Below are 24,919 nucleotides of genomic sequence, written 5' to 3' on the forward strand. Positions count from 1 at the left end.
TTAACATGATAAAAAAGCTATTGATCGCCAACAGAGGAGAAATTGCTGTCAGAATCATCAGAGCCTGCAAAGAGCTCGGCATTGAGACTGTCGCTGTTTATTCAGAAGCTGATAAAGATGCCCTGCATGTGCAAATGGCTGATGAGGCTTTTTGTATCGGACCGAAAGCATCAAAAGACAGCTATCTAAACGTTACAAATATCGTAAGTGTCGCCAAGCTTACCGGCACAGATGCTATCCATCCGGGATACGGATTTTTAGCTGAAAACGCCGACTTCGCGGAATTATGTGAAGAAGTGAATGTCACGTTTGTCGGACCTAGCGCTGAGGCCATTTCAAAAATGGGAACAAAAGACGTTGCGCGGGAGACGATGAAACAGGCGGGCGTGCCGATCGTTCCAGGTTCACAAGGAATTATAGAAAATGTGGAAGAAGCGGTTTCGCTGGCTAATGAAATTGGGTATCCTGTAATTATAAAAGCCACCGCAGGCGGAGGCGGAAAAGGAATCAGGGTTGCGCGCACCGAAGAGGAATTGATTAACGGCATTAAGATTACTCAGCAGGAAGCTGCAACTGCATTTGGAAATCCTGGAGTTTACATCGAAAAATACATAGAGGATTTTCGTCATGTTGAGATCCAAGTGCTTGCCGATAATTATGGAAATACCATTCATTTGGGCGAACGCGACTGCTCGATTCAAAGACGCCTTCAAAAGCTTTTGGAAGAGTCACCATCTCCTGCGCTTGATTCAGAAATCAGAGAGCAGATGGGTGAAGCAGCGGTTAAGGCTGCAAAAGCAGTTGGCTACACAGGCGCGGGCACAGTTGAATTTATTTATGACTACAGAGAACAGCGCTACTACTTCATGGAAATGAACACAAGAATTCAAGTAGAGCACCCGGTCACAGAAATGGTGACAGGAACAGACCTGATTAAGGAACAAATCAGAGTCGCATCAGGAATGGAACTCAGCCTCAAGCAAGAAGATGTTGTATTTGAAGGCTGGGCCATCGAATGCCGAATTAATGCGGAAAACCCAAGCAAAAACTTCATGCCGTCACCTGGTGAAATTAAAATGTATCTGCCGCCGGGCGGTTTAGGTGTCCGTGTAGATTCAGCCGCGTATCCGGGCTATACCATCCCTCCGTACTACGACAGCATGATTGCGAAAGTAATCACATACGGAAAAACGAGAGATGAAGCGGTTGCCCGCATGAAGCGCGCATTAAGCGAATTCGTCATCGAAGGCATAGAAACAACAATCCCGTTCCACATCAAACTGCTTGAACACGAAACATTTGTCAGCGGAGAGTTTAATACGAAGTTTTTAGAAACATATGATGTAATGGGCTCATAATTTTTACGGAGGTGAATTGAATGAAAGACAACAGCTTGCTTAAAATGGATCATGAAGACACGCATTTAGGTAAGGTTGAGATCGCGCCGGAAGTCATTGAGGTGATTGCCGGTATCGCAGCTTCAGAAGTTGACGGTGTTGCTGAAATGCGCGGGAACTTTGCGACAGGCGTCGTCGAGCGCTTCGGCAAAGTAAACCACGGCAAAGGCGTAAAAGTCGACTTGGCGGATGACGGAATTACGATTGATGTCTACTGTGTTGTCGCATTCGGCGTTTCCATTCCGAAAGTCGCAGCGGCCGTTCAGGAAAACATTCGTCAAACCTTATTAAATATGACGTCTCTTTCAATTAACGAGATCAATATTCACATCGTCGGCATTCAATTTGACACAAAAGCCCAGGAAGTCGAAATCGACGAAGAAATGTAAATGGCTTAACAGAAAACCAAGGGGAGGGCGGCCCTTTGGTTTTTTTACACGTTACCCTTTATTTCAAAGCATGAAGAAAGCCGGCTCGAGGCAGCCGAGTTTCTTCATGATCGTGAAATCCGAATGATCATATGAAGGTGTGTAAAAATATTCGGTAATAGGGTCGAAAAACCTTGATTTCAATATGCGGATACGAAAAAAATATGTTATGATCTCTTTATGGCTTAACGACAAGCGGATAAAGAGGATCAAAGGAGAAAGAAAATGAAAAGAAGAACAGCAAGAGAAAAAGCTTTGCAGGTACTATTTCAAATTGATGTCAGCGATATTGCAGTGAATGAAGCCATTGAACACGCATTAGATGAAGAAAAGACAGATCCTTTCTTTGAAAAGCTTGTATACGGTGTACTTGAACACCAGGTTCAGCTGGATGAAATGATTTCGAAACATCTGGTGAATTGGAAGCTTGACCGGATTGCCAATGTTGACCGTGCTATTTTGCGTCTGGCAGCATACGAAATGGCATATGCCGAAGACATTCCGGTAAATGTCTCCATGAACGAAGCGATTGAGCTGGCGAAACGGTTTGGTGATGACAAAGCGACAAAATTTGTAAACGGGGTTCTTTCTAACATTAAATCTGATATTGAACAATCATAGGAGGAAAGAAAATGACTGCAACAATCATCGACGGAAAAGAAACGGCAAAAGAAAAACGCGAACAATTGGCAAAAGAGGTAGAAGAGCTTAAAAAGCAAGGCGTCACTCCCGGCCTGGCGGTTATTTTGATTGGAGATGACCCAGCTTCTCATTCTTACGTGCGGGGAAAGAAAAAAGCAGCAGAAACAATGGGCATGAATTTTAAGCTTGATCAATTCGACAGCAGCCTCACAGAAGCTGAACTGCTTTCGATTATTGACAAATACAATGAAGACCCTGAGTTTCACGGAATTCTCGTTCAGCTTCCGCTTCCAGACCATATTTCTGAAAAAGCGGTGATTGAACGTATTTCTCCTGATAAGGATGTAGACGGTTTTCATCCGTTAAATGTAGGGAAAATGCTGCTTGGCGAAGATACATTTCTTCCTTGCACGCCGCACGGAATTGTTGAGCTTTTGAAGAAAACCAATATTGACCTTTCCGGTAAAGAGGTTGTTGTAGTCGGCCGAAGCAATATTGTCGGTAAACCTGTCGGCCAGCTTTTATTAAATGAAAACGCGACAGTGACATACTGTCATTCAAGAACAAAAGATATATCTGAACATACGAAAAAAGCGGACATCCTGGTGGTGGCGGTCGGTAAAGCCAACTTCATCACTGCTGACCAGATGAAGGAAGGCGCCATCGTTATTGACGTCGGCGTTAACCGTTTGGAAAGCGGAAAGCTTTGCGGAGACGTTGAGTTTGAAGGTGCGAAGGAAAAAGCATCCTTTATTACACCTGTTCCGGGCGGAGTCGGTCCTATGACCATCACGATGCTTGCGCATAATACTGTTAAATCTGCGAAACGTACGTTATCATAGATCTTTGGAGATATTCAGAGACAGGCTAAAACCCTGCCTCTGGATAATGAGCACGATACCCGCTTCTTCAGGCTCCTTAAGCCAGAGCGGGTTTTCTTTAGTTATGGTGCAGGAATGCTTACGAGAGGAGTTTGAGACATGGGTGAAACAGCGTATGTTACTGTCTCAGCGCTGACAAAGTATATAAAACGAAAATTCGATGTAGATCCTCACCTTGAAAATATTTGGATTAAAGGCGAATTATCGAATGTAAAGATACACACGAGAGGCCATATTTACTTCACGTTAAAAGACGAAAACGCCCGGATGCAGTCGGTCATGTTCGCCAGACAGAGCGAGCGTCTTCCTTTTAAACCTGAAAACGGTATGAAAGTGCTGGTGAGAGGCGGAATTTCCGTATACGAACCGAGCGGAAACTATCAATTATATGCAAAAGAAATGCAGCCTGACGGGGTCGGAGCGCTTTATTTAGCGTATGAAGAATTAAAAAAGAAGCTAGCCGGAGAAGGTTTATTTGACGAACGCTACAAAAAACAAATCCCCGCATTTCCAGCCACAATCGGGGTTGTGACATCACCCACAGGTGCTGCTGTCAGAGATGTCATTACAACTCTAAAAAGAAGATATCCCCTTGTAAAAGTCATTGTTCTTCCAGCGCTCGTTCAGGGTGAAAATGCGAGCAGATCAATCGTTAGGCGCATTGAAGAGGCGAATGAAAAACAGGCGTGCGACGTATTAATTGTCGGAAGAGGCGGCGGATCGATTGAGGAACTGTGGGCGTTTAACGAAGAAATCGTAGCGCGTGCGATCTTTGCTTCCAACATACCGATCATTTCGGCAGTCGGGCATGAGACGGATTTTACCATCAGTGATTTTGTTGCGGATATCAGAGCGGCGACACCTACAGGAGCAGCTGAGATTGCAGTGCCCCATACCACTGATTTAATTGAACGGACGAAAACGGCGGAAGTCAGAATGACAAGAGCGATGCAGCAGCATCTCATCCAAAAAAAAGAACGGGTTCAAACACTTCAATCCTCATATGCATTTCGCTTTCCTAAGCGGCTGTTTGAGCAAAAAGAGCAGCAGTTTGACCTTGCATACCAGCAGTTTCAAGCTCAGCTTACCGCGCTGTTGGACCGGAAAAGCAGACAGCTTGAGCGCGAAACATACAGATTAGAGGCGCTGCATCCCCATGAACAGCTGAAACAGGCGAGAAAACGGTATGAGGATCAGACGAATCAGCTGAAAAAAAATATGAATATCCAAATGAAGCAGCTGCATTCTCAGTTTCAAACCGTTCTTGGCAAGCTGAACGCGCTAAGTCCCCTTCAAATTATGGAAAGAGGATACAGCTTGGCTTATAAAGAAGATGAACTCATAAAAAGCGTCAGTCAGATAGAAGAGAAAGACCAGCTTGAGGTAAAGCTGAAGGATGGCGTGCTGACCTGTGAAGTATTAAATAAGAGAGGGGAAGAAAAATGACAGACATGAAAAAAAATGAAAGCATGACGTTTGAAGAAGCGATGAAAGGCTTAGAAAGCATTGTATCAAAGCTTGAAGAAGGCGATGTGCCTCTGGAGCAAGCAATTAACTACTTTCAAGAAGGAATGGCTCTTTCAAAAATGTGCCATGAAAAGCTTCAAAAAGTAGAAAAGCAAATGGACTTCATTTTAAAAGAAGACGGCGAACTGGCACCTTTTAGTGTTCAGGAGGAAGACGAAGGTGACAAATAAATTAGCTAGCTTTCTGGCGGAGCGTAAAAAAGCGGTTGAAAAACAGCTCTTTGTATATACAGAAAACCTTAATATCCCGGATTCATTAAAAAAATCTATGCTGTATTCCCTTGAGGCCGGAGGGAAACGGCTGCGGCCTCTCATCGTGCTGACGGTTTTGAATGCGTACGGAAAAAGTGAAAAAGACGGTATCCCAGTCGGGTGCGCTGTTGAAATGATTCACACGTATTCATTAATTCATGATGATCTGCCTTGCATGGATGATGATGATCTGCGCCGCGGAAAGCCGACAAACCATAAAGTATTTGGTGAAGCCACGGCTGTTTTAGCGGGAGACGGGCTGCTTACGGAAAGCTTTAAGCTGATTACATCATATGTGTCAGACGAAGTATCCGCAGAAAAGCGGCTTCGTCTTGTGAATGAACTGATTTCAGCAGCGGGAACCGAGGGCATGGTCGGGGGGCAGATCGCCGATATGGAAGCAGAAAACCGTCAGGTCACGCTTGAAGAACTTGAATCCATTCATGAACGGAAAACAGCCAAACTGCTCGGTTTTGGCGTCATCGCCGGCGCTATTTTGGCGGATGCGCCTGAGGAAGAAATTGAAACATTGCGCGTCTTCAGCAGCCACATTGGAATCGGTTTTCAAATCAGAGACGACATTTTAGATGTAGAAGGCAGTGAAGAGAAAATCGGCAAACGTGTCGGCTCGGATACAACGAACGACAAATCGACTTATCCGTCACTTCTGTCACTGGAAGGGGCCAAAAAGAAATTGGACGGTCACATAAAAGAAGCAAAGCGCTTGATCGACGGGCTCTCTCTTCAAAAAGACCTTTTGTATGAGCTTTGTGATTTAATTGCGGCAAGAGACCACTAAAACGATCCTTATTTGAAGCGGCTGCACGACATATGGTAAAATGTAAGCAGTTTCGATGAAAATCAAAAGGAAGAGCGCGTTTGTCTTTTTTTATGCCTGAGAAATGATCTGAGTTCAGCTCGGCATTTAAGACATATATCAATGCAGAAATTCATGCTGAAAGTGAGTTGATCCGCTTTGGATCTTTTATCAATACAGGACCCGTCGTTTTTAAAAAACATGTCCATTGATGAATTAGAGAAATTAAGTGATGAAATCCGTCAGTTTCTGATTACGACTTTATCGGCTTCTGGCGGTCACATTGGCCCTAATTTGGGTGTCGTTGAGCTTACCGTTGCATTGCATAAGGAATTTAACAGCCCGAAAGACAAGTTTTTGTGGGATGTAGGCCATCAGTCTTATGTCCATAAGCTGCTGACGGGACGGGGAAAAGAATTTGAGACCCTTCGTCAGTATAAAGGGCTTTGCGGATTCCCGAAGCGGAGCGAAAGCGAACATGACGTATGGGAAACCGGTCACAGTTCAACTTCCTTGTCAGGTGCGATGGGGATGGCGGCCGCTCGCGATATTAAAGGAACGGATGAGTTTATCATTCCGATTATCGGTGATGGTGCGCTGACCGGCGGAATGGCGCTTGAAGCGCTGAACCATATCGGTGACGAGAAAAAAGACATGATTGTTATCCTCAACGATAATGAAATGAGTATCGCTCCGAATGTCGGTGCTATTCATTCCATGCTCGGACGGCTGCGAACAGCCGGGAAATACCAATGGGTGAAAGATGAACTTGAATACCTGTTTAAGAAGATTCCGGCTGTTGGGGGCAAGCTTGCCGCCACGGCAGAACGTGTCAAAGACAGCCTGAAGTATATGCTTGTCTCAGGCATGTTTTTCGAGGAACTCGGATTTACTTATTTAGGCCCTGTGGACGGACACTCTTATCATGAGCTGATTGAGAATCTTCAATACGCTAAAAAAACAAAAGGCCCTGTCCTGCTGCATGTGATCACCAAAAAAGGAAAAGGGTACAAACCTGCTGAAACCGATACGACCGGTACGTGGCACGGAACCGGCCCATATAAAATTAATACAGGTGACTTTGTAAAACCAAAAGCCGCAGCGCCTGCATGGAGCAGCCTTGTCAGCGGCACAGTACAGCGAATGGCACGTGAGGACGGGCGAATCGTGGCGATAACACCGGCAATGCCTGTCGGTTCGAAGCTTGAAGGCTTTGCGCAGGAATTTCCTGACCGAATGTTCGATGTCGGAATTGCAGAGCAGCATGCCGCTACAATGGCAGCCGCTATGGCATTACAAGGGATGAAGCCGTTTCTTGCTATCTATTCAACGTTCCTGCAGCGTGCATATGACCAGGTTGTTCATGACATCTGCCGTCAAAACGCCAATGTGTTTATCGGAATTGACCGTGCCGGATTAGTCGGTGCAGATGGCGAGACGCATCAAGGCGTATTTGATATCGCATTTATGCGCCACATTCCAAATATGGTCTTAATGATGCCAAAGGATGAAAATGAAGGGCAGCATATGGTTCATACAGCGCTCAGCTATGACGACGGTCCGATCGCCATGCGTTTTCCGCGCGGAAACGGCCTCGGCGTCAAAATGGATGAACAGCTTAAAACGATCCCAATCGGCACGTGGGAGGTGCTGCGTCCGGGTAGCGACGCGGTCATCTTAACATTTGGAACAACAATTGAAATGGCGCTTGAAGCTGCTGAAGAGCTGCAAAAAGAAGGCCTTTCCGTACGCGTCGTCAACGCGCGATTCATTAAGCCGATTGATGAAAAGATGATGAAGGATATACTAAATGAAGGCTTGCCGATTCTAACGATTGAAGAAGCGGTCTTAGAAGGCGGATTCGGAAGCGCGGTTTTAGAATTCGCTCATGATCAGGGAATGTATCATACGCCGATCGACAGAATGGGCATACCGGATCGATTTATAGAACATGGTAGCGTAACGGCGCTTCTTGAAGAAATAGGATTAACGAAACAGCAGGTGGCAGACCGAATTCGATTGCTGGCACCGCCGAAGACACATAAAGGAATTGGATCATGACGGCTAAGAAAGAACGATTAGATGTATTACTAGTGGAAAAAGGGCTTGCGGAAACGCGGGAAAAAGCGAAACGGGCCATTATGGCAGGGATCGTGTATTCGAATGAAAACCGCTTGGACAAGCCTGGAGAAAAAATTGACCGCGAGCTTCCGTTGACCATCAAAGGAAACCCGCTGAAATATGTGAGCAGAGGCGGCTTAAAGCTTGAAAAAGCGCTGAAAGAATTTCCTGTCTCTGTTCAGGACAAAATTATGATTGATATCGGTTCCTCCACCGGCGGCTTTACAGACTGTGCTCTGCAAAACGGCGCAAAACAGTCGTACGCGGTGGATGTAGGCTATAATCAGCTTGCGTGGAAGCTAAGACAGGACGAACGCGTCGTCGTGATGGAACGCACGAATTTCCGTTATGCGACTCCGGCAGACTTCACAAAAGGCATGCCGGAGTTTGCTACGATTGATGTATCCTTTATTTCACTTCGGCTGATCCTGCCCGTTTTAAAAACATTGCTTGTACCGGGCAGCGATTGTATTGCGCTTGTCAAGCCTCAGTTTGAAGCAGGCCGGGAATCTGTCGGCAAAAAAGGCATTGTCAGAGATCCGAAGGTGCATGCGGATGTTCTGCGGCGTATGATCAGTTTTTCGGCTGGCGAGGGCTATATCTGCAAAGGCCTGTCATTTTCTCCAATTACGGGAGGAGACGGAAATATTGAATTTCTCCTTCATTTGCACTGGCTGGGAGAAGGTCAAGAAGGTGCAGGTTTGCCTGAGGAGGAAATCAGCCGTATAGTGGAAGAAGCACATAAGACGTTAAAAGAAAAAAAAGCAGATGTACCGGAATAATAGGGCGCTATTATTCCTTTTTTCTGCATTCATGTACTTTTTGCGGAGAATCATATACCATATAAGAACAGATAAGCTGGAAATAGAGGTGCTTACATGAACAAAGGCCAGAGGCATATCAAAATCAGAGAAATCATTACAAGCAATGAAATCGAAACCCAAGATGAATTGGTCGACATGCTGAAGCAGGATGGATACAAGGTGACACAAGCCACGGTTTCACGTGATATTAAAGAGCTTCACCTTGTGAAGGTGCCGACAAATAACGGCTCATATAAATACAGTCTACCGGCGGACCAGCGTTTCAATCCGCTGTCTAAGCTGAAACGGTCACTGATGGATGCTTTTGTGAAAATAGACTCAGCAAGCCATATGATTGTGCTGAAAACCATGCCGGGCAATGCCCAGGCAATCGGAGCGCTTATGGACAATCTGGACTGGGACGAAATTATGGGGACCATTTGCGGAGATGACACCATTTTAATTATTTGCCGGACTCCTGAAGATACCGACGGCGTAAAAAGCCGGCTCCTAGAGCTGCTGTAAAGGAAATCTAACAAAGATAAGAGGTGTAATGCTGTTTGTTAGCTGAATTATCGATTAAAAACTTTGCCATTATTGAGGAACTGACGGTTTCTTTTGAACGCGGGCTTACGGTTTTAACAGGAGAAACCGGAGCCGGCAAATCCATCATCATAGATGCCATTTCACTTTTGGTCGGTGGCCGCGGTTCATCTGAATTTGTCAGATATGGAGAAACAAAAGCCGAGCTTGAAGGGCTGTTTCTGTTAGATAGCGGCCATCCCGTTTTTGACGTTTGTGCTGAACAGGGGATTGACGTTTCAGATGAAATGATCGTCATGAGAAGGGATATCAGCACGAACGGAAAAAGCGTATGCCGGGTTAATGGCAAACTTGTAACGATTGCGTCGCTTAGAGAAATCGGCAGGCTTTTATTAGATATTCACGGGCAGCACGATAACCAGCTGTTAATGGAGGACGAAAACCATCTTCAGCTTTTGGACAAGTTTGCGGGAGCCGAAGTGGAAAGCGCACTTCAAGCGTATCAGGAAGGCTATCAGCGATATATGAAGCTGCTTAAAAAGTTGAAGCAGCTTTCTGAAAGTGAGCAGGAAATGGCACACCGGCTTGATCTGATTCAATTTCAGCTGGAAGAAATCGAATCAGCAAAGCTTGAACTGAACGAAGATGAGCAGCTGCAAGAAGAGCGCCAGCAAATTTCGAATTTTGAGAAAATATTTGAATCACTGCAAAATGCTTATAACGCGCTGCGCAGCGAGCAGGGCGGTCTGGACTGGGTCGGAATGGCGTCGTCTCAGCTTGAAGATTTATCCGATATTAACGAACCGCTGCAAAAACTTTCTGAGAGTGTTTCGAACTCCTACTACCTTTTAGAGGACGCTACATTTCAGATGAGAAATATGCTGGATGAGCTTGAATATGACCCGGAGCGCTTGAATTTTATTGAGACGCGTCTTAATGAGATCAAGCAGCTGAAGCGGAAATACGGGGCAACCGTTGAGGATATTTTAGAATATGCTTCTAAAATTGAAGAAGAGATTGATCAAATTGAAAACAGAGACAGCCATCTGCAAAGCCTGAAGCAGGAGCTGGATTCGGTTGGTAAAGATGTTGCAGTGGAAGCGGCAAACGTTTCCCGAATCCGAAAAACGTGGGCGAAAAAGCTGGCTGAGGAAATCCATCGTGAACTGAAAAGCTTATATATGGAAAAGTCGACTTTCGATACGGAGTTTAAGGTCAGAACGGCGACCCGCGGTGAGGAAGCGCCGGTCGTAAACGGACAGCCTGTTCAGCTCACTGAACAAGGGATTGATCTGGTGAAGTTTTTAATTTCCACCAATACGGGCGAGCCGCTGAAATCTCTTTCTAAAGTCGCTTCCGGCGGAGAGCTGTCGAGGGTCATGCTTGCCATTAAAAGCATTTTTTCCTCACAGCAGGACGTTACCTCGATTATATTTGACGAGGTAGATACAGGCGTAAGCGGCAGGGTCGCTCAGGCTATTGCTGAAAAGATTCACAAAGTATCGATGGGATCACAAGTGCTATGCATTACGCACCTGCCTCAGGTAGCAGCCATGGCCGATACCCATCTTTACATTGCGAAAGAATTAAAAGACGGAAGAACGACGACGCGTGTAAAGCCGCTGACTAAACAAGAGAAGGTGACGGAAATCGGACGCATGATAGCAGGAGTCGAAGTCACAGACTTGACGAAACGCCATGCGAAAGAGCTGTTAAAACAAGCGGATCAAGTCAAAACAACTGGGTAAGCTGCGCGATATGCGCAGCTTATTTTTTTGTATACACATCCATTCGTTCATCAGTATATCCAATGTTTTTCTTTATAAGACAGTTATAAATAAGGGCTGAGAAGGCAAAAGTAATGATGTAGCAGCAATTCATAAAGAAGGTGTGGGGTAGGAGCGAGGAGAGTGAAGTAGTGAATGCCGGATAACATCAGAAAAGCAATAGGTTTAATTCTCCTTGTTTCGTTATTAAGTGTAGGTTTATGCAAACCATTAAAAGAGTATTTACTGATTCCAACGCAAATGAGAGTATTTGAAACCCAAACACAAGCCATTGAAACGAGTTTATCGGTAAACGCCCAGGAAAAATCATCAGAAGCGTTTACAGTTGAGAAAGACCCGCATGAAATCAAAGTCACAGGAAAAAAGTCAGGCCAGTCAGAATTAGTATATGATCTTGCCGGATTTCCAATCAAAAAAACAAAAGTGCAAGTTCTTCCGGATTTAAAAGTCATACCGGGCGGGCAATCCATCGGTGTCAAACTTCATTCCGTGGGAGTCCTTGTCGTCGGATTTCATCAAATTAACACAAGCGAAGGGAAAAAATCCCCTGGTGAATCGGCAGGTATTACAGCAGGCGACATTATTATTGAGATGAATGGACAGAAAATTGAAAAAATGAATGATGTTGCCCCGTTTATTCAAAAGGCGGGAAACACCGGAGAGTCACTTGATTTGCTGATCAAACGTGATAAACAGAAGATCAAAACAAAGCTGATTCCTCAAAAGGATGAAGCTGAAGGCAAATACCGAATCGGTTTATATATCAGGGATTCTGCCGCGGGCATCGGCACGATGACTTTTTATGAGCCGAAAACAAAAAAATACGGAGCGCTTGGCCACGTGATCTCCGATATGGATACGAAAAAACCAATCGTCGTGGAAGATGGAGAAATTGTCAAATCGACTGTGACATCAATTGAAAAAGGGACAGGCGGAAATCCTGGAGAAAAACTGGCGCGATTTTCCTCTGAACGCAAAACGATCGGGGACATTAACAGAAACAGCCCATTTGGAATCTTCGGCACGTTACATCAGCCGATTAAAAACAAAATATCAGATAAGGCGCTGCCGGTTGCCTTTTCAAATGAAGTGAAAAAAGGGCCTGCGGAAATCTTAACGGTTATTGATGATGATAAAGTAGAAAAATTTGATATCGAAATCGTCAGCACGACACCGCAAAAATTTCCGGCTACAAAAGGAATGGTCTTAAAAATTACCGATCCGAGACTGCTGAAGGAAACAGGCGGCATTGTACAAGGCATGAGCGGGAGCCCAATCATTCAAAATGGAAAGGTCGTCGGCGCTGTCACCCATGTGTTTGTCAACGACCCGACAAGCGGTTACGGTGTGCATATTGAATGGATGCTGTCTGAAGCAGGAATCGATATTTACGGAAAAGAAAAAGCAAGCTGACTGCCGGATCTCCGGCAGTTTTTTTGCTTTTCTCCCTCTTCACTTCTCATCATACATACGTTAAAATGAACAAAAGAAGATTTTTCGACAAATTCACGTTTCCTTATTTGTCAAATTTCATTTTTAGTCGAAAAATAGAGAAAAACATAGAATAACGAAGATATGCCACTATTATTGTTAGTTATGATTTTTTTTAGAGGGTATATAGCGGTTTTGTCGAATGTAAACATGTAGCAAGGTGGAATCCTGTTAACTACATTTGGGGAGGAAGAAACGTGGAGAAAATTAAAGTTTGTGTTGCCGACGATAATCGAGAGCTGGTAAGCCTGTTGAGTGAATATATAGAAGGACAGGAAGACATGGAAGTCATCGGAGTTGCGTATAACGGACAGGAATGCCTGTCGCTATTTAAAGAAAAAGATCCGGATGTGCTCGTCTTGGATATTATTATGCCGCATTTGGACGGACTTGCTGTTTTAGAGCGACTGAGAGAATCCGATCTGAAAAAACAGCCAAACGTCATCATGCTGACAGCCTTCGGGCAGGAAGATGTCACGAAAAAGGCCGTCGATTTAGGAGCGTCCTACTTTATTCTCAAACCGTTTGATATGGAAAACCTTGTCGGCCATATTCGCCAGGTCAGCGGAAATGCCAGCAGTGTGACGCATCGCGCGCCGTCATCACAAAGCAGCATTATACGCAGCAGCCAGCCTGAACCAAAAAGGAAAAATCTCGACGCGAGCATCACAAGCATTATCCATGAAATCGGCGTCCCTGCACATATTAAAGGCTATCTCTATCTGCGTGAAGCGATCTCAATGGTGTACAACGACATCGAACTGCTCGGCAGTATTACAAAAGTCCTCTATCCGGACATCGCCAAAAAATTCAACACAACCGCTAGCCGTGTAGAAAGAGCGATCCGCCACGCGATTGAAGTGGCATGGAGCAGAGGGAATATTGATTCCATTTCCTCATTGTTCGGCTATACAGTCAGCATGACGAAGGCAAAACCTACAAATTCAGAGTTCATTGCGATGGTTGCGGATAAGCTGAGATTAGAGCATAAGGCTTCTTAAGCATGATCAGCAAAAGCACTTAAATCAAACGTCTTTTATTTATTGGTTTCCGCTGATAAATAGGAGGCGTTTTGTTTTTGGATAAATCTGTTATAATGAATGCGGTAGATGGGTGAATATTTGTTTATACGCTTGGAGTGATCGAAAATGTGTGAAAAGTACGGGCTGCTGATGGCTATATTTATCCTTTCGCTTTGTGTCAATTCAAACATCATCGTGGAGTCACACAAAATAGGTATGCTGATTGACTTCATTTCATTTGCTGCAATGGTCGTATGTATATTCGTTGGTTGGACCATGAGAAACAGAAAGTCAAAAACGGATTGAAACCTTTTCCGCTGTATGTTCGTAGCAAAAAGAGCAATTGAGGTATAAAGGAGACATATCATGAAAAGGAGAAAAAAGAAAAACAGAAAACGTGACGGACTGCTGTTCGATTTTCTAACCGAAGGAATTGGTCAGCTTCTCATTTTGCCATTTAAATATGTGCACAAACTATTCGATTGACGAAAAGGACCCTTTCCTAAGGGTCTTTTTTTATCAAAAAGACTGCCGAAACATTCCGGCAGTCACATCAAATTAATCTTTATAAGGAACCCATCCAGGTGTGTTCACAATCGCTTGCCATAGCGGCTCAGGCAAGTGATATTTTTCTTTGTCTGTCCCTTTTATCACAGTTTCAATTTGTTTTTCGCGTCCTTCTTTTACTTTTACAGCCCAATCAGGATCAACTAAAATTTCACGCCCCATCGCCACTAGCGGAATACCGTTTTCAATCACAGCAAGCGCGTCATCAGCAGAATGGATGGAACCAACAGCAATCAGAGGCACCTTGTGTCCGACACGTTCATTCAATAAGTCCATGCGCGTACGTGTCGGGTCTGCCCCGCGGCGCGCTTTGGAGTTGACGTCCATCAATGAAATATGGAGGTAATCCAGTTCTTTTTCTACTAAGGCATCAACAAGCGTGAAGGTTTCTGTCATTGTCAGCCCCGGTGTATCTGGCTCTTCCGGAGACAGGCGGTAGCCGACTAAAAATGCACCTTTCGCGTGATCGGCAATTGCTTGTTTCACCTCATCCACAATAGCAAGCGGGAAGGCTAATCGTTTCTCATCGCTTCCTCCCCAGCGGTCTGTGCGCTGATTTGTTTTTGGGGAATAAAACTGCTGAATTAAGTAGCCGTTTGCACCGTGAATTTCGACACCGTCAAAGCCGGCTTCAATGGCGCGTCTTGTCGCTTCTCCAAAAGCTTTCACAATGTTTTCAACCTCTGCTTCTGTCAAGGCGCGGGCCATTTGTTTGCCGTTATCAGACACATCGCTTGGCGCGACAACATCCTGATTCGGAACGAGCTCAGCAGGGCATTCAATTCCGCCGTGATGAATTTGCACAATCGCTTTTGACCCTTGTGCTTGAATGGCTTGCGCTAATCTTTTTAGCCCGGCAATATGTGAGTCGTCATGGATGGCTGGCTGTCCGGGAAATGCTTTTCCATCAGGTGTGACGTTTGCGCATGCTGTAATCACCATTCCCATTTCTTTTGAACGGGGGATGATATAGTCCAGCTCCGCTTCAGAAATCGTACCGTCCTCATTGGAAGAATAATGGGTCATTGGGGCAACCGCGATCCGGTTGTCAATCGTAACGCCGCTTCGGAATGTAAATGATTCAAAGAGCGGTTTGTACTTTGGATTCATAAGATCATCTTCTTTCGTTTGGATTCGCACATATTCTAGCCTATATGTAAAATTTGATGCAATCAATCTGCTTCACCGGCTGAATATCTTGAGTGCCGAATGTGGTTTTCTTCGCTCTTTTTCGGGGCTTTTGTAGCCGCCTTTGATTTGATGGCCAATGGAGCAAGTGATGACCGCCGCGGCTAGCAGCAGAACGAATTTTTTCATGAGCTGTAACTTCTTTCTGTAAAGTAAATATTCTTTAAAAGCTTACGCCTGCCCAACCCTTCCGTCAAACCATCTGCTCACCGTATTCATCAATTTTTTTTAAAATGAATATAAAGTTGCTTCTTTCAGCTAATTTTTTCTAAAATGCTGCTCTTTTAGAGACATCCTCATAGACAGATCCGCTTGCTTTCTTTCTAACAACAGGAAATCAGCAGGTCAGATAGCCCTTTTGAAAATCATGGAAACGTTGTGCCGGCTTTTGTGCAAGCTTTACAAATCCGCCATTCTGGTCAAAGATAAAAGCCAAACATCAGGAAGAGGTGATCATGTGAAACAAGCTGGTCTATTTCTGTTTACTGTACTGCTGCTTTCCGGATGCAGTATTGCAAGCGCGGATGAATCAGCCCCGAGGTTTACAGAAGAGGGCAAATACATCGGCTCGGCCGATCCTCATACAATCGCTGTTTCCCTTAACGGAGAAGAAACCATGATACAAGTTCCAAGAGACAAGCGCGATGATTGTGAGGATCTGCCAGATCACACAAATGTCCAGGTGAAATATATAAAAAAAGAGAACGGAACCTTACAGCTGGAAGATATTCAGCAAAAGAATTCGTAATGACAGACCGGAGGGAGAAACGTTTGAGAATGTTATGGAGGAGTTTAGCGATATGCGGATTGGCTTTTATGCTCGCACCCTGTGCGCAAGCGGCAGAGCCGGTAGCAGGGAAGACGGTATATATTGATGCCGGCCATGGCGGCAAAGACAGCGGGGCAGTCGGAAACGGGCTCTTAGAGAAAAATATTAATTTGGCTGTCTCACGTCATGTTGTGGACAAGCTGAAAGCGGAAGGAGCAAATCCTGTCGCTACAAGGACAGATGATCATTTTCTGACCTTGGAGGAAAGGGTGGCAAAAGCAAGTGCAAACCATGCCGATCTTTTTGTCAGTATTCATGTGAATTCAGGCGTTTCCTCTGCTTCAGGCACGGAAACGTACTTTCAGTCTGATTATGAAGCGGAAAACAGTCAGCGGCTTGCATCGGATATTCAGTCAGAGCTGGTATCATCCTTGCAAACAAGAGACAGGGGTGTGAAAGAATCGGATTTTTATGTCATTACATATTCAAAAATGCCGAGTGTGCTGGCTGAGCTTGGATTTATTACAAACAGCTCTGATGCGGACAAGCTTGGGAGTGAAGTATATCAGGAAAAAGCTGCAGACGCGATTGTCGCGGGGATCGATTCTTATTACGCGCAATAGTCTGAGTACAAGAAACCTTAATTCTAGAGTGACAAGGCCAAAATCAGTATAATGGAGAAAACGGGCAACTTTAGGCTTGAGGTGAAACAATGACAAAGATTTTTGCGCATCGGGGGGCATCAGGTCATTATCCCGAAAATACAATGATTGCATTTGAAAAAGGGATTGAAAACGGAGCGGATGGTATCGAGCTTGATGTTCAGCTGACAAAAGACGGACGTATTGCCGTTATTCATGATGAAAGGCTCGACCGGACGACATCCTTAAAAGGTTTCGTAAAGGACACGGTGTACGATGTCTTGAAATCCGCGGATGCGGCTGCCGGTCATCATCAAACAGTCGGCGATGTAAGGGTGCCGCTGCTTGAAGACGTGCTCTCGTGGGCTGAAAAAAAGGATTTTCTGATTAACATTGAATTGAAAAATAGCGTGATCCGCTATGAAGGAATGGAAGAAAAAGTGCTTGAGGCAGTAAAGCGATTTAAAATAGAAGAAAGAACGATTCTGTCCGCATTTAATCATGAAAGCTTAGCGTTATGCGGTCGGCTGGCACCCCATATTGAGCGGGCGGTACTAACCTCAGATGTGCTATATCAGGCTGATCAATATGTAAAATCCATTCCGGCAGCCGGCTACCACCCAAAGCTGCATAGCCCGGCGGTAACGGATGAAATGCTGGAGCAAATGCGGAACAGTTCGATTAAGGTAAGGCCTTTTACAGTCAATCGGCTAGACGATATGGAGTATTTGATGAAAATGAGAGCAGACGGCATTTTCACAGATTTTCCTGAGCGGGCTGCTGCCATCGCTAAGAAATTGAATAGAAGAAATTAGTTTTCAAGAAGGCTGCCGGTGCAGCCTTCTTTTTCATTCATTCATACCTGTTTCAAAGCATACATTCATAGAAGACACCCAGAAATGTAAGCGCTGTCTATCTTTTGATTTGAGGTGACACTATGAGGAAAACAGTTATTGTAAGTGCTGCGAGAACCCCGTTTGGTAAATTTGGCGGGGCATTAAAAGAAGTAAAAGCTGCTGAACTCGGGGGCGCTGCTATGAAAGAGGCGTTAAAGCGTGCCGGAGTCTCTGGAGATCAGGCGGAAGGCGCGGTCATGGGTATGGTTGTCCAAGCCGGTGCGGGCCAGATACCTTCCCGGCAAGCTGCCCGTATAGCCGGATTGCCTTGGAGTGTGCCATCGGAAACGCTGAATAAAGTTTGCGCCTCCGGCCTCCGCGCTGTCACTCTATGTGACCAAATGATTCGGGCGCATGATGCGGACATTCTTGTTGCCGGAGGCATGGAGAGCATGAGCAATATTCCGTATGCTGTTCCCGCTGGCCGCTGGGGCGCGCGGATGGGTAACGGTGAGCTAAGGGATTTAATGGTTTATGACGGATTAATGTGCGCTTTTGATGAAGTGCACATGGCCGTTCACGGAAATACGGCGGCCAAGGAATATGGAATTTCACGTAAAGAGCAGGATGAATGGGCCCTTCGAAGCCATAAGCGGTCGGCCGAGGCGGCTGATGAAGGAAAGTTTGATGAAGAAATTGTTCCTGTCAGCTGGCTTGGCCGGAAAGGAAAAACAAACATTGTTGACAAAGATGAAGCGATTCGCCGCGATACCACTCTCGATCAGCTTGCGAAACTATCTCCGATATACTCGAGTGACGGATCCATTACAGCCGGCAATGCGCCGGGAGTCAACGACGGAGCGGGTGCATTTGTATTAATGTCTGAGGAAAAAGCCGCTGAACTTGGAAAGCCTCCTCTTGCAACCATTCTTGGTTTTTCAACAGCCGGAATGCAAGCGCATGAGCTTGCGGCTGCTCCGGGATACGCAATAAACAAGCTGCTGAAAAAGACCGGCTTTACCTTACAGGATATTGACCTTTTTGAAGTCAATGAAGCATTTGCTTCTGTTGTATTAACATGTGAAAAAATCGTCGGGTTTGATCTTGAAAAAGTAAACGTGAATGGCGGAGCGATTGCGCTGGGCCACCCGATCGGCGCTAGCGGTGCGAGAATTTTGATGACACTTGTGTACGAATTAAAGCGCCGGGGAGGCGGACTGGGTATTGCTGCTATTTGCAGCGGGGCGGCTCAGGGAGACGCTGTCTTGGTTCAAGTTCATTAAAACATTGACGGAGAAGGGGATTTGAATGGAAATCAAACATATCATGGTAGCCGGCGCCGGACAAATGGGAAGCGGAATTGCCCAAACAGCGGCTGAAGCCGGCTTTTATGTGCGGCTGTATGATTTAAATCCTGAGGCAGCGGAAACGGGGGTTCAGCACATAAAAAAGCATTTGACCCGCGATGCTGAAAAAGGAAGAAAGACGGAAGCAGAAGTGAAGGCTGTTATCAGCCGTATTTCGCTTTCCCCGGCGCTGGAGGAGGCGCAGCATGCGGATGTTGTGATTGAAGCAATTGCAGAAAGCATGACGGCAAAAACTAAATTGTTCAAAAACCTTGATCATATTTGCCCGGCTCATACGCTTTTGGCCAGCAATACATCCTCCTTGCCTATAACAGAAATTGCAGCTGTCACAAACCGTCCTGAACATGTCATTGGCATGCATTTTATGAACCCCGTTCCTGTGATGAAACTGGTTGAAGTCATTCGCGGCCTGGCGACATCAGATGAAACTGCGTCAGCCATTATTGCATTAGCGGAAAAAATGGGGAAAACGCCGGTCAAAGTCAATGATTTTCCCGGATTTGTCTCCAACCGTGTGCTTCTCCCAATGATTAATGAAGCCATCTATTGTCTTTATGAGGGGGTAGCTGAGCCAAACGCAATAGACCAGGTCATGAAACTTGGCATGAATCACCCGATGGGTCCGCTTAAATTAGCTGATTTTATCGGGCTGGACACGTGTTTGTCGATAATGGAAGTCCTTCACTCCGGGCTTGGAGACTCCAAGTACCGTCCTTGCCCGCTGCTTCGTAAGTACGTCAAAGCAGGGTGGCTCGGCAAAAAGAGCGGACGCGGCTTTTATCATTACGGCGAGGAGAAGAATACCTGAAGTCAATTCCAATCCGGGGGTGGCCGAGTTGCATTTAACCCAAGAGCAAGTCATGATGCGAAAGATGGTGCGTGATTTTGCCCGAAAAGAAATTGCTCCTGCTGCGGAGGTCATGGAGAAAACAGATGAATTTCCATTTCAGCTAATGAAGAAAATGGGTGAACACGGCTTGATGGGAATACCAGTGCCGGAACAATATGGCGGCGCTGGAGCGGACGTTGTTTCTTATATTTTGGCCATTCATGAGATTTCTAAAATCAGCGCGGCGGTCGGTGTCATTCTTTCGGTTCATTCCTCAGTGGGCACAAATCCGATTTTGTACTTCGGAAACGAAGAGCAAAAAGTGAAATATATACCGAAACTCGCCTCAGGCAACTACTTGGGTGCATTTGCGCTGACTGAGCCTTACTCTGGATCGGATGCCGGGAGCCTTCGCACCACAGCAATCAAAAAGAACGGCAAATATATTTTAAACGGATCGAAAATTTTCATAACAAACGGCGGTGCTGCTGACCTCTATATTACGTTTGCTTTAACTGCTCCAGGCCAAAACAGGAGCGGGATTTCGGCTTTTATCGTTGAAAAGAACACACCGGGTTTTACAGTCGGCAAAAAAGAAAGAAAGCTGGGGCTTCACGGGTCCAATACAACAGAGCTGATATTTGAAAATGCGGAAGTGCCGGAAGAGAATTTGCTGGGCGAAGAGGGCGATGGATTTAAAATTGCGATGGCGAATCTGAATGTGGGGCGCATCGGCATTGCAGCACAAGCGCTGGGAATCGCAGAGGCTGCCCTAGAATATGCGGTTGCTTACGCGAAACAGCGTGTCCAATTCAACAGGCCTATCGCAGCCAATCAAGGCATATCGTTTAAGCTCGCCGATATGGCGACAAGAGCAGAGGCGGCAAGGCACCTTGTCTATCATGCGGCAGATCTCCATAACCGCGGCCTGGCCTGCGGAAAGGAAGCGTCCATGGCTAAACAATTTGCTTCCGATTCAGCGGTGAAGGCTGCCCTTGAGGCAGTCCAGATTTATGGAGGATATGGTTATATGAAGGATTATCCGGTCGAACGGCTGCTTAGGGATGCAAAGGTAACACAAATTTATGAAGGTACAAATGAAATTCAAAGACTCATTATTTCCAAGCACCTGCTTGGCGCAATCTGACAGATAATAACGCAAAGCGGAGGTTGAGAATATGGATGGTAAACAGCATTTTTCTCCAGGTCTGGATGGGGTCGTCGCGGCAGAAACGGATATTTCTTATCTTGACACACAGTACAGCCAGATATTGATTCGAGGCTATGATTTAATTGATCTTTCAAAAACCAAAAGCTATCTAGAACTGGTGCATCTATTGCTGGAGGGGAGGCTGCCGGATGAAAATGAAACGGAAACGGTCAAAAGGAAGGTCAACAGCGCTTCAAACCTGACGGCTGACATTGTCCGTCTTCTTGAGCTGCTGCCTGAACATACTCATCCGATGGATTGTCTGCGAACCGGGGTATCGGCTCTTGCCGGCTACGACCGCCAAATTGACGATCGGTCGCCTTCTGCAAACAAGGAGCGCGCCTATCAGCTTTTAGGGAAAATGCCTGCGCTCACAGCAAGCAGCTATAGAAAGATAAATAAAGGAAAACCGATTCCCCCGCTTCAGTACCTTTCCTACAGCGCGAATTTCTTATACATGATGACAGGGAAAATACCGTCCGCATTGGAAGAGCGGATCTTTGACCGTTCACTCATTCTGTACAGTGAGCATGAGATGCCGAATTCAACCTTTACGGCCAGGGTGATTGCTTCAACACAATCGGATCTTTATGGCGCATTGACAGGAGCTGTAGCTTCTTTGAAGGGGAATCTTCATGGAGGCGCAAACGAAGCGGTCATGTATATGCTTTTGGAGGCTAAAACAAAGCCTGATTTTGAACAAATCCTGTTATCAAAACTGAGAAAAAAAGAAAAAATCATGGGCTTCGGCCACCGAGTGTACATGAAAAAAATGGACCCGAGAGCGCTAATGATGAAAGAAGCGCTTCAGCAATTATGCGATCGAACCGGAGATCACCGTTTATACGAAATGTGTGAAGCAGGGGAGCAGCTGATGGAGCGGGAAAAAGGGCTTTATCCGAATTTGGATTATTACGCCGCCCCGGTGTATTGGATGCTTGGCATACCAATTCCGTTGTATACACCTGTCTTTTTCAGTGCGAGAACGGCAGGCTTATGCGCACATGTGATTGAACAGCATACCAATAACCGCTTGTTCCGCCCGCGTGTCCGCTATACCGGCCCGCGATATGAGAACAAATTCAAATCATGAAAGGAATTGGTCGAATGCTGAAAACGGATCATGTCATTGAAGAAATAACAGACTATGTGCTTGAGAAAGAGATTACGAGTTCAGAAGCGTTTACAACGGCAGGTCACGTTTTGCTGGATACACTCGGCTGCGGGATTTTAGCGCTCCGCTATCCCGAATGCACCAAGCTGCTCGGCCCGATTGTGCCAGGAACCAGTGTGCCAAACGGAAGCAGAGTGCCGGGAACGTCATATGTTCTTGATCCTGTACGGGCAGCATTTAACATAGGGTGTATGATCCGCTGGCTTGATTACAACGATACATGGCTTGCGGCGGAGTGGGGGCATCCGTCAGATAACTTGGGGGGCATTCTTGCGGCGGCTGATTATGTATCAAGAGTGAGGCTGTCTGAAGGAAAAGAGCCATTAACGGTTCGCGACGTCCTTGAAGCGATGATCAAGGCTCACGAAATTCAAGGTGTGCTGGCTTTAGAAAACAGCTTAAACCGTGTCGGGCTTGACCATGTATTGTTTGTCAAGGTGGCAACGACGGCTGTAGCCGGAAAGCTGCTGGGCGGAGGAAGGGAAGAAATCAATCATGCGCTTTCGAATGCTTGGATTGACAATGCAGCCTTGCGGACATACCGGCATGCGCCTAATACAGGCTCGCGCAAATCGTGGGCCGCAGGAGATGCGACCAGCAGGGGCGTTCATCTCGCACTGATGGCATTAAAAGGGGAAATGGGTTACCCGACAGCTTTGACAGCTCCGGGCTGGGGCTTTCAAGACGTATTATTCAACAAGAAAGAGATCAAGATCGCCCGCCCGCTTGACGCTTATGTCATGGAACATGTGTTGTTCAAAGTCTCTTATCCTGCGGAATTCCACGCCCAGACAGCGGCAGAGTGTGCCGTCATTCTTCATCCGCAGGTCAAAGACCGTATCGATGAAATTGACCGTGTTGTTATCAGAACGCATGAATCAGCTATTCGCATCATTGATAAAAAAGGCCCGCTGCATAATCCCGCGGATCGCGATCATTGTCTGCAATACATCACAGCGATTGGTTTAATATTCGGTGATATCACTGCACAGCATTATGAGGCTGATACGGCAAGTGATCCAAGAATAGATAAACTTCGAGAAAAAATGGAAGTGACTGAAAACAAAGCATATACGGAAGATTATCTCAAACCAGATAAACGCTCCATTTCAAATGCCGTTCAGATTTATTTTAAAGACGGAACGAGTACAGAGATGGTTGAATGTGAATTTCCGCTGGGCCATCGTTTTCGAAGAGGCGAGGCTGTGCCAAAATTGTTAGAAAAGTTTTCTGCGAATCTCAAAACCCATTTTTCTGAGAAGCAGCAAAAACATATTTACAAGCGCTGCACCAGCTCTGAAACATTACAAACGATGCGTGTAAACGATTTTGTCGATATGTTCTGTATGTGAAAGGAGGATTCATATCTTGGCTTGGATCGTCAATAAGCAATCGTCCCAAGAAGAGCTTGCTGAACGCTTCCGCAAGCTGATGTGTGCGCCGGAAATATTGCAAATTCCCGGTGTTCATGACGGGATGGCCGCCTTGCTTGCGAAGGAGGCCGGTTTTTCTGCCTTATACTTATCGGGTGCGGCTTATACGGCCAGCAGGGGGCTGCCTGATCTCGGAATTGTTACGTCGGCAGAAATGGCCGAACGGGCAAAAGATCTTGTCCGCGCAGCAGACCTGCCTTTGCTCGTTGATATCGATACGGGCTTTGGCGGGGTATTAAACGCTGCCCGCACCGCCCGCGAGATGCTGGAAGCAAGGGTGGCAGCTGTGCAAATAGAGGACCAGCAGCTTCCGAAAAAATGCGGGCATTTGAATGGCAAACAGCTTGTCCCGGCTCAGGAATTGGCGCAAAAAATAAAAGCCATTAAACAAGCGGCACCATCACTTGTGATTGTCGCCCGTACAGATGCAAGAGCGCAGGAAGGACTTGAATCCGCAATAAAACGCGCTTTGGCATACATTGAGGCGGGAGCGGACGCAATATTCCCTGAAGCGCTTCAAACAGAAAACGAATTTCGCCAGTTTGCTGAACAGATCCCTGTCCCGCTTCTTGCCAATATGACTGAGTTTGGGAAAACCCCGTATTATCATGCAGATGAATTTGCTGCTATGGGGTTTCAGATGGTGATCTATCCGGTCACCTCGCTCAGAGCTGCGGCAAAGGCTTATGAACGGATGTTTAGCTTGATAAGGGAGCGCGGATCGCAAAAAGAAGGGCTTGATGATATGCAGACGCGTAAGGAGCTGTATGAAACGATTTCTTATTATGATTATGAAGCGCTGGACAAAACGATTGCCAAGACCGTCTTGCCTGATAAATAATGCGAACAAAAAAGCCGGAGCATTCTCCGGCTTTTTTACATCTTTTGTTTTCTGAATCGCGGACTGACTTGATTGCGTTTTCTGTCTCTGTACAAGATGAACCCGGCCAGCACATACAGGCCGAAAACGAAAAAGATTAATCCTGATAAACCTTGGAGCCAAAGAGAAGAAAATGGCTTTACCGTATGGCCGAAAAGCATATCTCTCATCAGTTTAATGCCTAAAGCAGAAATGGCGCCGGGGAGCACTAAAATCAAAAGCGCAAGAAGTCGGCTCATGTTCAGAAAACCCCTTTATTTTTCATTTCCTTTATTGTCCAGCGGAAAAAATATTTTGTCAAGAGAAGAAAACGTG

At 45.8% G+C, this 24,919-nt stretch carries 25 protein-coding genes; 22 read left to right on the forward strand and 3 right to left on the reverse strand.

Annotated features, from left to right (window positions below; all coding sequences use genetic code 11):
* The first annotated feature begins 5 nt into the window (after window positions 1-5).
* The 13 genes from accC to spo0A all read left to right on the forward strand — a co-directional run bounded on the left by accC (window position 6) and on the right by spo0A (window position 13,689).
* Window positions 6-1,358, forward strand: coding sequence for an acetyl-CoA carboxylase biotin carboxylase subunit (gene accC / locus KXD37_RS03260; protein ID WP_010334892.1), 1,353 nt, complete (start codon window positions 6-8; stop codon window positions 1,356-1,358).
* 20 nt (window positions 1,359-1,378) lie between these two features.
* Window positions 1,379-1,786 (forward strand): fatty acid biosynthesis protein YqhY, encoded by a 408-nt coding sequence (gene yqhY / locus KXD37_RS03265; protein ID WP_010334891.1) that lies wholly within the window; start codon window positions 1,379-1,381, stop codon window positions 1,784-1,786.
* A 264-nt stretch (window positions 1,787-2,050) separates the two neighbouring features.
* A complete protein-coding gene (gene nusB, locus KXD37_RS03270) occupies window positions 2,051-2,446 on the forward strand; it encodes a transcription antitermination factor NusB (protein WP_254517736.1) in 396 nt (131 codons plus the stop codon).
* A gap of 11 nt (window positions 2,447-2,457) precedes the next feature.
* Window positions 2,458-3,309, forward strand: coding sequence for a bifunctional methylenetetrahydrofolate dehydrogenase/methenyltetrahydrofolate cyclohydrolase FolD (gene folD / locus KXD37_RS03275; protein WP_024122012.1), 852 nt, complete (start codon window positions 2,458-2,460; stop codon window positions 3,307-3,309).
* A 138-nt stretch (window positions 3,310-3,447) separates the two neighbouring features.
* Window positions 3,448-4,794, forward strand: a complete 1,347-nt coding sequence (gene xseA, locus KXD37_RS03280) for an exodeoxyribonuclease VII large subunit (protein WP_024122011.1) — start codon at window positions 3,448-3,450, stop codon at window positions 4,792-4,794.
* Window positions 4,791-5,045 (forward strand): exodeoxyribonuclease VII small subunit, encoded by a 255-nt coding sequence (locus KXD37_RS03285; protein ID WP_024122010.1) that lies wholly within the window; start codon window positions 4,791-4,793, stop codon window positions 5,043-5,045. Before xseA ends, KXD37_RS03285 begins: the two co-directional genes overlap by 4 nt.
* Window positions 5,035-5,925, forward strand: coding sequence for a polyprenyl synthetase family protein (locus KXD37_RS03290; RefSeq protein WP_254517734.1), 891 nt, complete (start codon window positions 5,035-5,037; stop codon window positions 5,923-5,925). Before KXD37_RS03285 ends, KXD37_RS03290 begins: the two co-directional genes overlap by 11 nt.
* A gap of 177 nt (window positions 5,926-6,102) precedes the next feature.
* Entirely contained in the window at window positions 6,103-8,004 is a 1,902-nt protein-coding gene (gene dxs / locus KXD37_RS03295) for a 1-deoxy-D-xylulose-5-phosphate synthase (protein ID WP_024122007.1), read from the forward strand.
* Window positions 8,001-8,846, forward strand: coding sequence for a TlyA family RNA methyltransferase (locus tag KXD37_RS03300; RefSeq protein WP_255003440.1), 846 nt, complete (start codon window positions 8,001-8,003; stop codon window positions 8,844-8,846). The genes dxs and KXD37_RS03300 overlap by 4 nt, the downstream gene beginning before the upstream one ends.
* A gap of 96 nt (window positions 8,847-8,942) precedes the next feature.
* Window positions 8,943-9,392, forward strand: coding sequence for an arginine repressor ArgR (argR, locus tag KXD37_RS03305; RefSeq protein WP_010334883.1), 450 nt, complete (start codon window positions 8,943-8,945; stop codon window positions 9,390-9,392).
* Window positions 9,393-9,427: 35 nt separating this feature from the next.
* Window positions 9,428-11,158 (forward strand): DNA repair protein RecN, encoded by a 1,731-nt coding sequence (gene recN / locus KXD37_RS03310; protein ID WP_069487198.1) that lies wholly within the window; start codon window positions 9,428-9,430, stop codon window positions 11,156-11,158.
* Between the two features lie 174 nt (window positions 11,159-11,332).
* On the forward strand, window positions 11,333-12,610 hold the full coding sequence (spoIVB, locus tag KXD37_RS03315) for a SpoIVB peptidase (RefSeq protein WP_024122004.1): 1,278 nt from the start codon (window positions 11,333-11,335) through the stop codon (window positions 12,608-12,610).
* 275 nt (window positions 12,611-12,885) lie between these two features.
* Window positions 12,886-13,689 carry a sporulation transcription factor Spo0A gene (gene spo0A / locus KXD37_RS03320; RefSeq protein ID WP_010334880.1) on the forward strand — a complete coding sequence of 268 codons (804 nt, stop codon included), beginning with the start codon at window positions 12,886-12,888 and terminating at the stop codon, window positions 13,687-13,689.
* 579 nt (window positions 13,690-14,268) lie between these two features.
* Here the strand turns inward: spo0A and KXD37_RS03325 are convergent.
* Both KXD37_RS03325 and KXD37_RS03330 read right to left on the reverse strand, forming a co-directional pair.
* On the reverse strand, window positions 14,269-15,387 hold the full coding sequence (locus KXD37_RS03325; RefSeq protein ID WP_127696780.1) for an NADH-dependent flavin oxidoreductase: 1,119 nt from the start codon (window positions 15,385-15,387) through the stop codon (window positions 14,269-14,271).
* Window positions 15,388-15,459: 72 nt separating this feature from the next.
* The gene (locus KXD37_RS03330) at window positions 15,460-15,594 is read right to left on the reverse strand and encodes a hypothetical protein (protein WP_024122000.1); all 135 of its coding nucleotides are present in this window, start codon (window positions 15,592-15,594) and stop codon (window positions 15,460-15,462) included.
* Window positions 15,595-15,922: 328 nt separating this feature from the next.
* Between KXD37_RS03330 and KXD37_RS03335 the strand changes: the two genes are divergently transcribed.
* From KXD37_RS03335 to prpB, 9 genes are all read left to right on the forward strand, one after another.
* Complete coding sequence (locus KXD37_RS03335) at window positions 15,923-16,213, forward strand: hypothetical protein (RefSeq protein ID WP_024121999.1); 291 nt, start codon at window positions 15,923-15,925, stop codon at window positions 16,211-16,213.
* A gap of 23 nt (window positions 16,214-16,236) precedes the next feature.
* Entirely contained in the window at window positions 16,237-16,857 is a 621-nt protein-coding gene (locus KXD37_RS03340) for an N-acetylmuramoyl-L-alanine amidase (RefSeq protein ID WP_254517731.1), read from the forward strand.
* 89 nt (window positions 16,858-16,946) lie between these two features.
* Window positions 16,947-17,690, forward strand: a complete 744-nt coding sequence (locus KXD37_RS03345; RefSeq protein ID WP_263463237.1) for a glycerophosphodiester phosphodiesterase — start codon at window positions 16,947-16,949, stop codon at window positions 17,688-17,690.
* A gap of 122 nt (window positions 17,691-17,812) precedes the next feature.
* A complete protein-coding gene (locus KXD37_RS03350; RefSeq protein ID WP_101861016.1) occupies window positions 17,813-18,994 on the forward strand; it encodes an acetyl-CoA C-acetyltransferase in 1,182 nt (393 codons plus the stop codon).
* A 25-nt stretch (window positions 18,995-19,019) separates the two neighbouring features.
* Window positions 19,020-19,886 (forward strand): 3-hydroxybutyryl-CoA dehydrogenase, encoded by an 867-nt coding sequence (locus KXD37_RS03355; RefSeq protein WP_254517725.1) that lies wholly within the window; start codon window positions 19,020-19,022, stop codon window positions 19,884-19,886.
* A gap of 28 nt (window positions 19,887-19,914) precedes the next feature.
* Window positions 19,915-21,054 carry an acyl-CoA dehydrogenase gene (locus tag KXD37_RS03360; RefSeq protein ID WP_024121994.1) on the forward strand — a complete coding sequence of 380 codons (1,140 nt, stop codon included), beginning with the start codon at window positions 19,915-19,917 and terminating at the stop codon, window positions 21,052-21,054.
* Between the two features lie 31 nt (window positions 21,055-21,085).
* Complete coding sequence (gene mmgD, locus KXD37_RS03365; protein WP_254517723.1) at window positions 21,086-22,210, forward strand: citrate synthase; 1,125 nt, start codon at window positions 21,086-21,088, stop codon at window positions 22,208-22,210.
* Window positions 22,211-22,224: 14 nt separating this feature from the next.
* A complete protein-coding gene (locus KXD37_RS03370; RefSeq protein WP_188323124.1) occupies window positions 22,225-23,643 on the forward strand; it encodes a bifunctional 2-methylcitrate dehydratase/aconitate hydratase in 1,419 nt (472 codons plus the stop codon).
* A gap of 16 nt (window positions 23,644-23,659) precedes the next feature.
* The gene (gene prpB / locus KXD37_RS03375; protein WP_127696783.1) at window positions 23,660-24,565 is read left to right on the forward strand and encodes a methylisocitrate lyase; all 906 of its coding nucleotides are present in this window, start codon (window positions 23,660-23,662) and stop codon (window positions 24,563-24,565) included.
* A gap of 35 nt (window positions 24,566-24,600) precedes the next feature.
* Here prpB and KXD37_RS03380 read toward each other — a convergent pair whose 3' ends face one another.
* Window positions 24,601-24,843: a DUF2627 domain-containing protein gene (locus KXD37_RS03380; RefSeq protein ID WP_024121990.1), complete on the reverse strand. Its 243-nt coding sequence runs from the start codon at window positions 24,841-24,843 to the stop codon at window positions 24,601-24,603.
* Window positions 24,844-24,919: the final 76 nt, after the last annotated feature.

The sequence above is a fragment of the Bacillus sp. XT-2 genome, assembly GCF_025696525.1.
GTDB lineage: Bacteria > Bacillota > Bacilli > Bacillales > Bacillaceae > Bacillus > Bacillus halotolerans.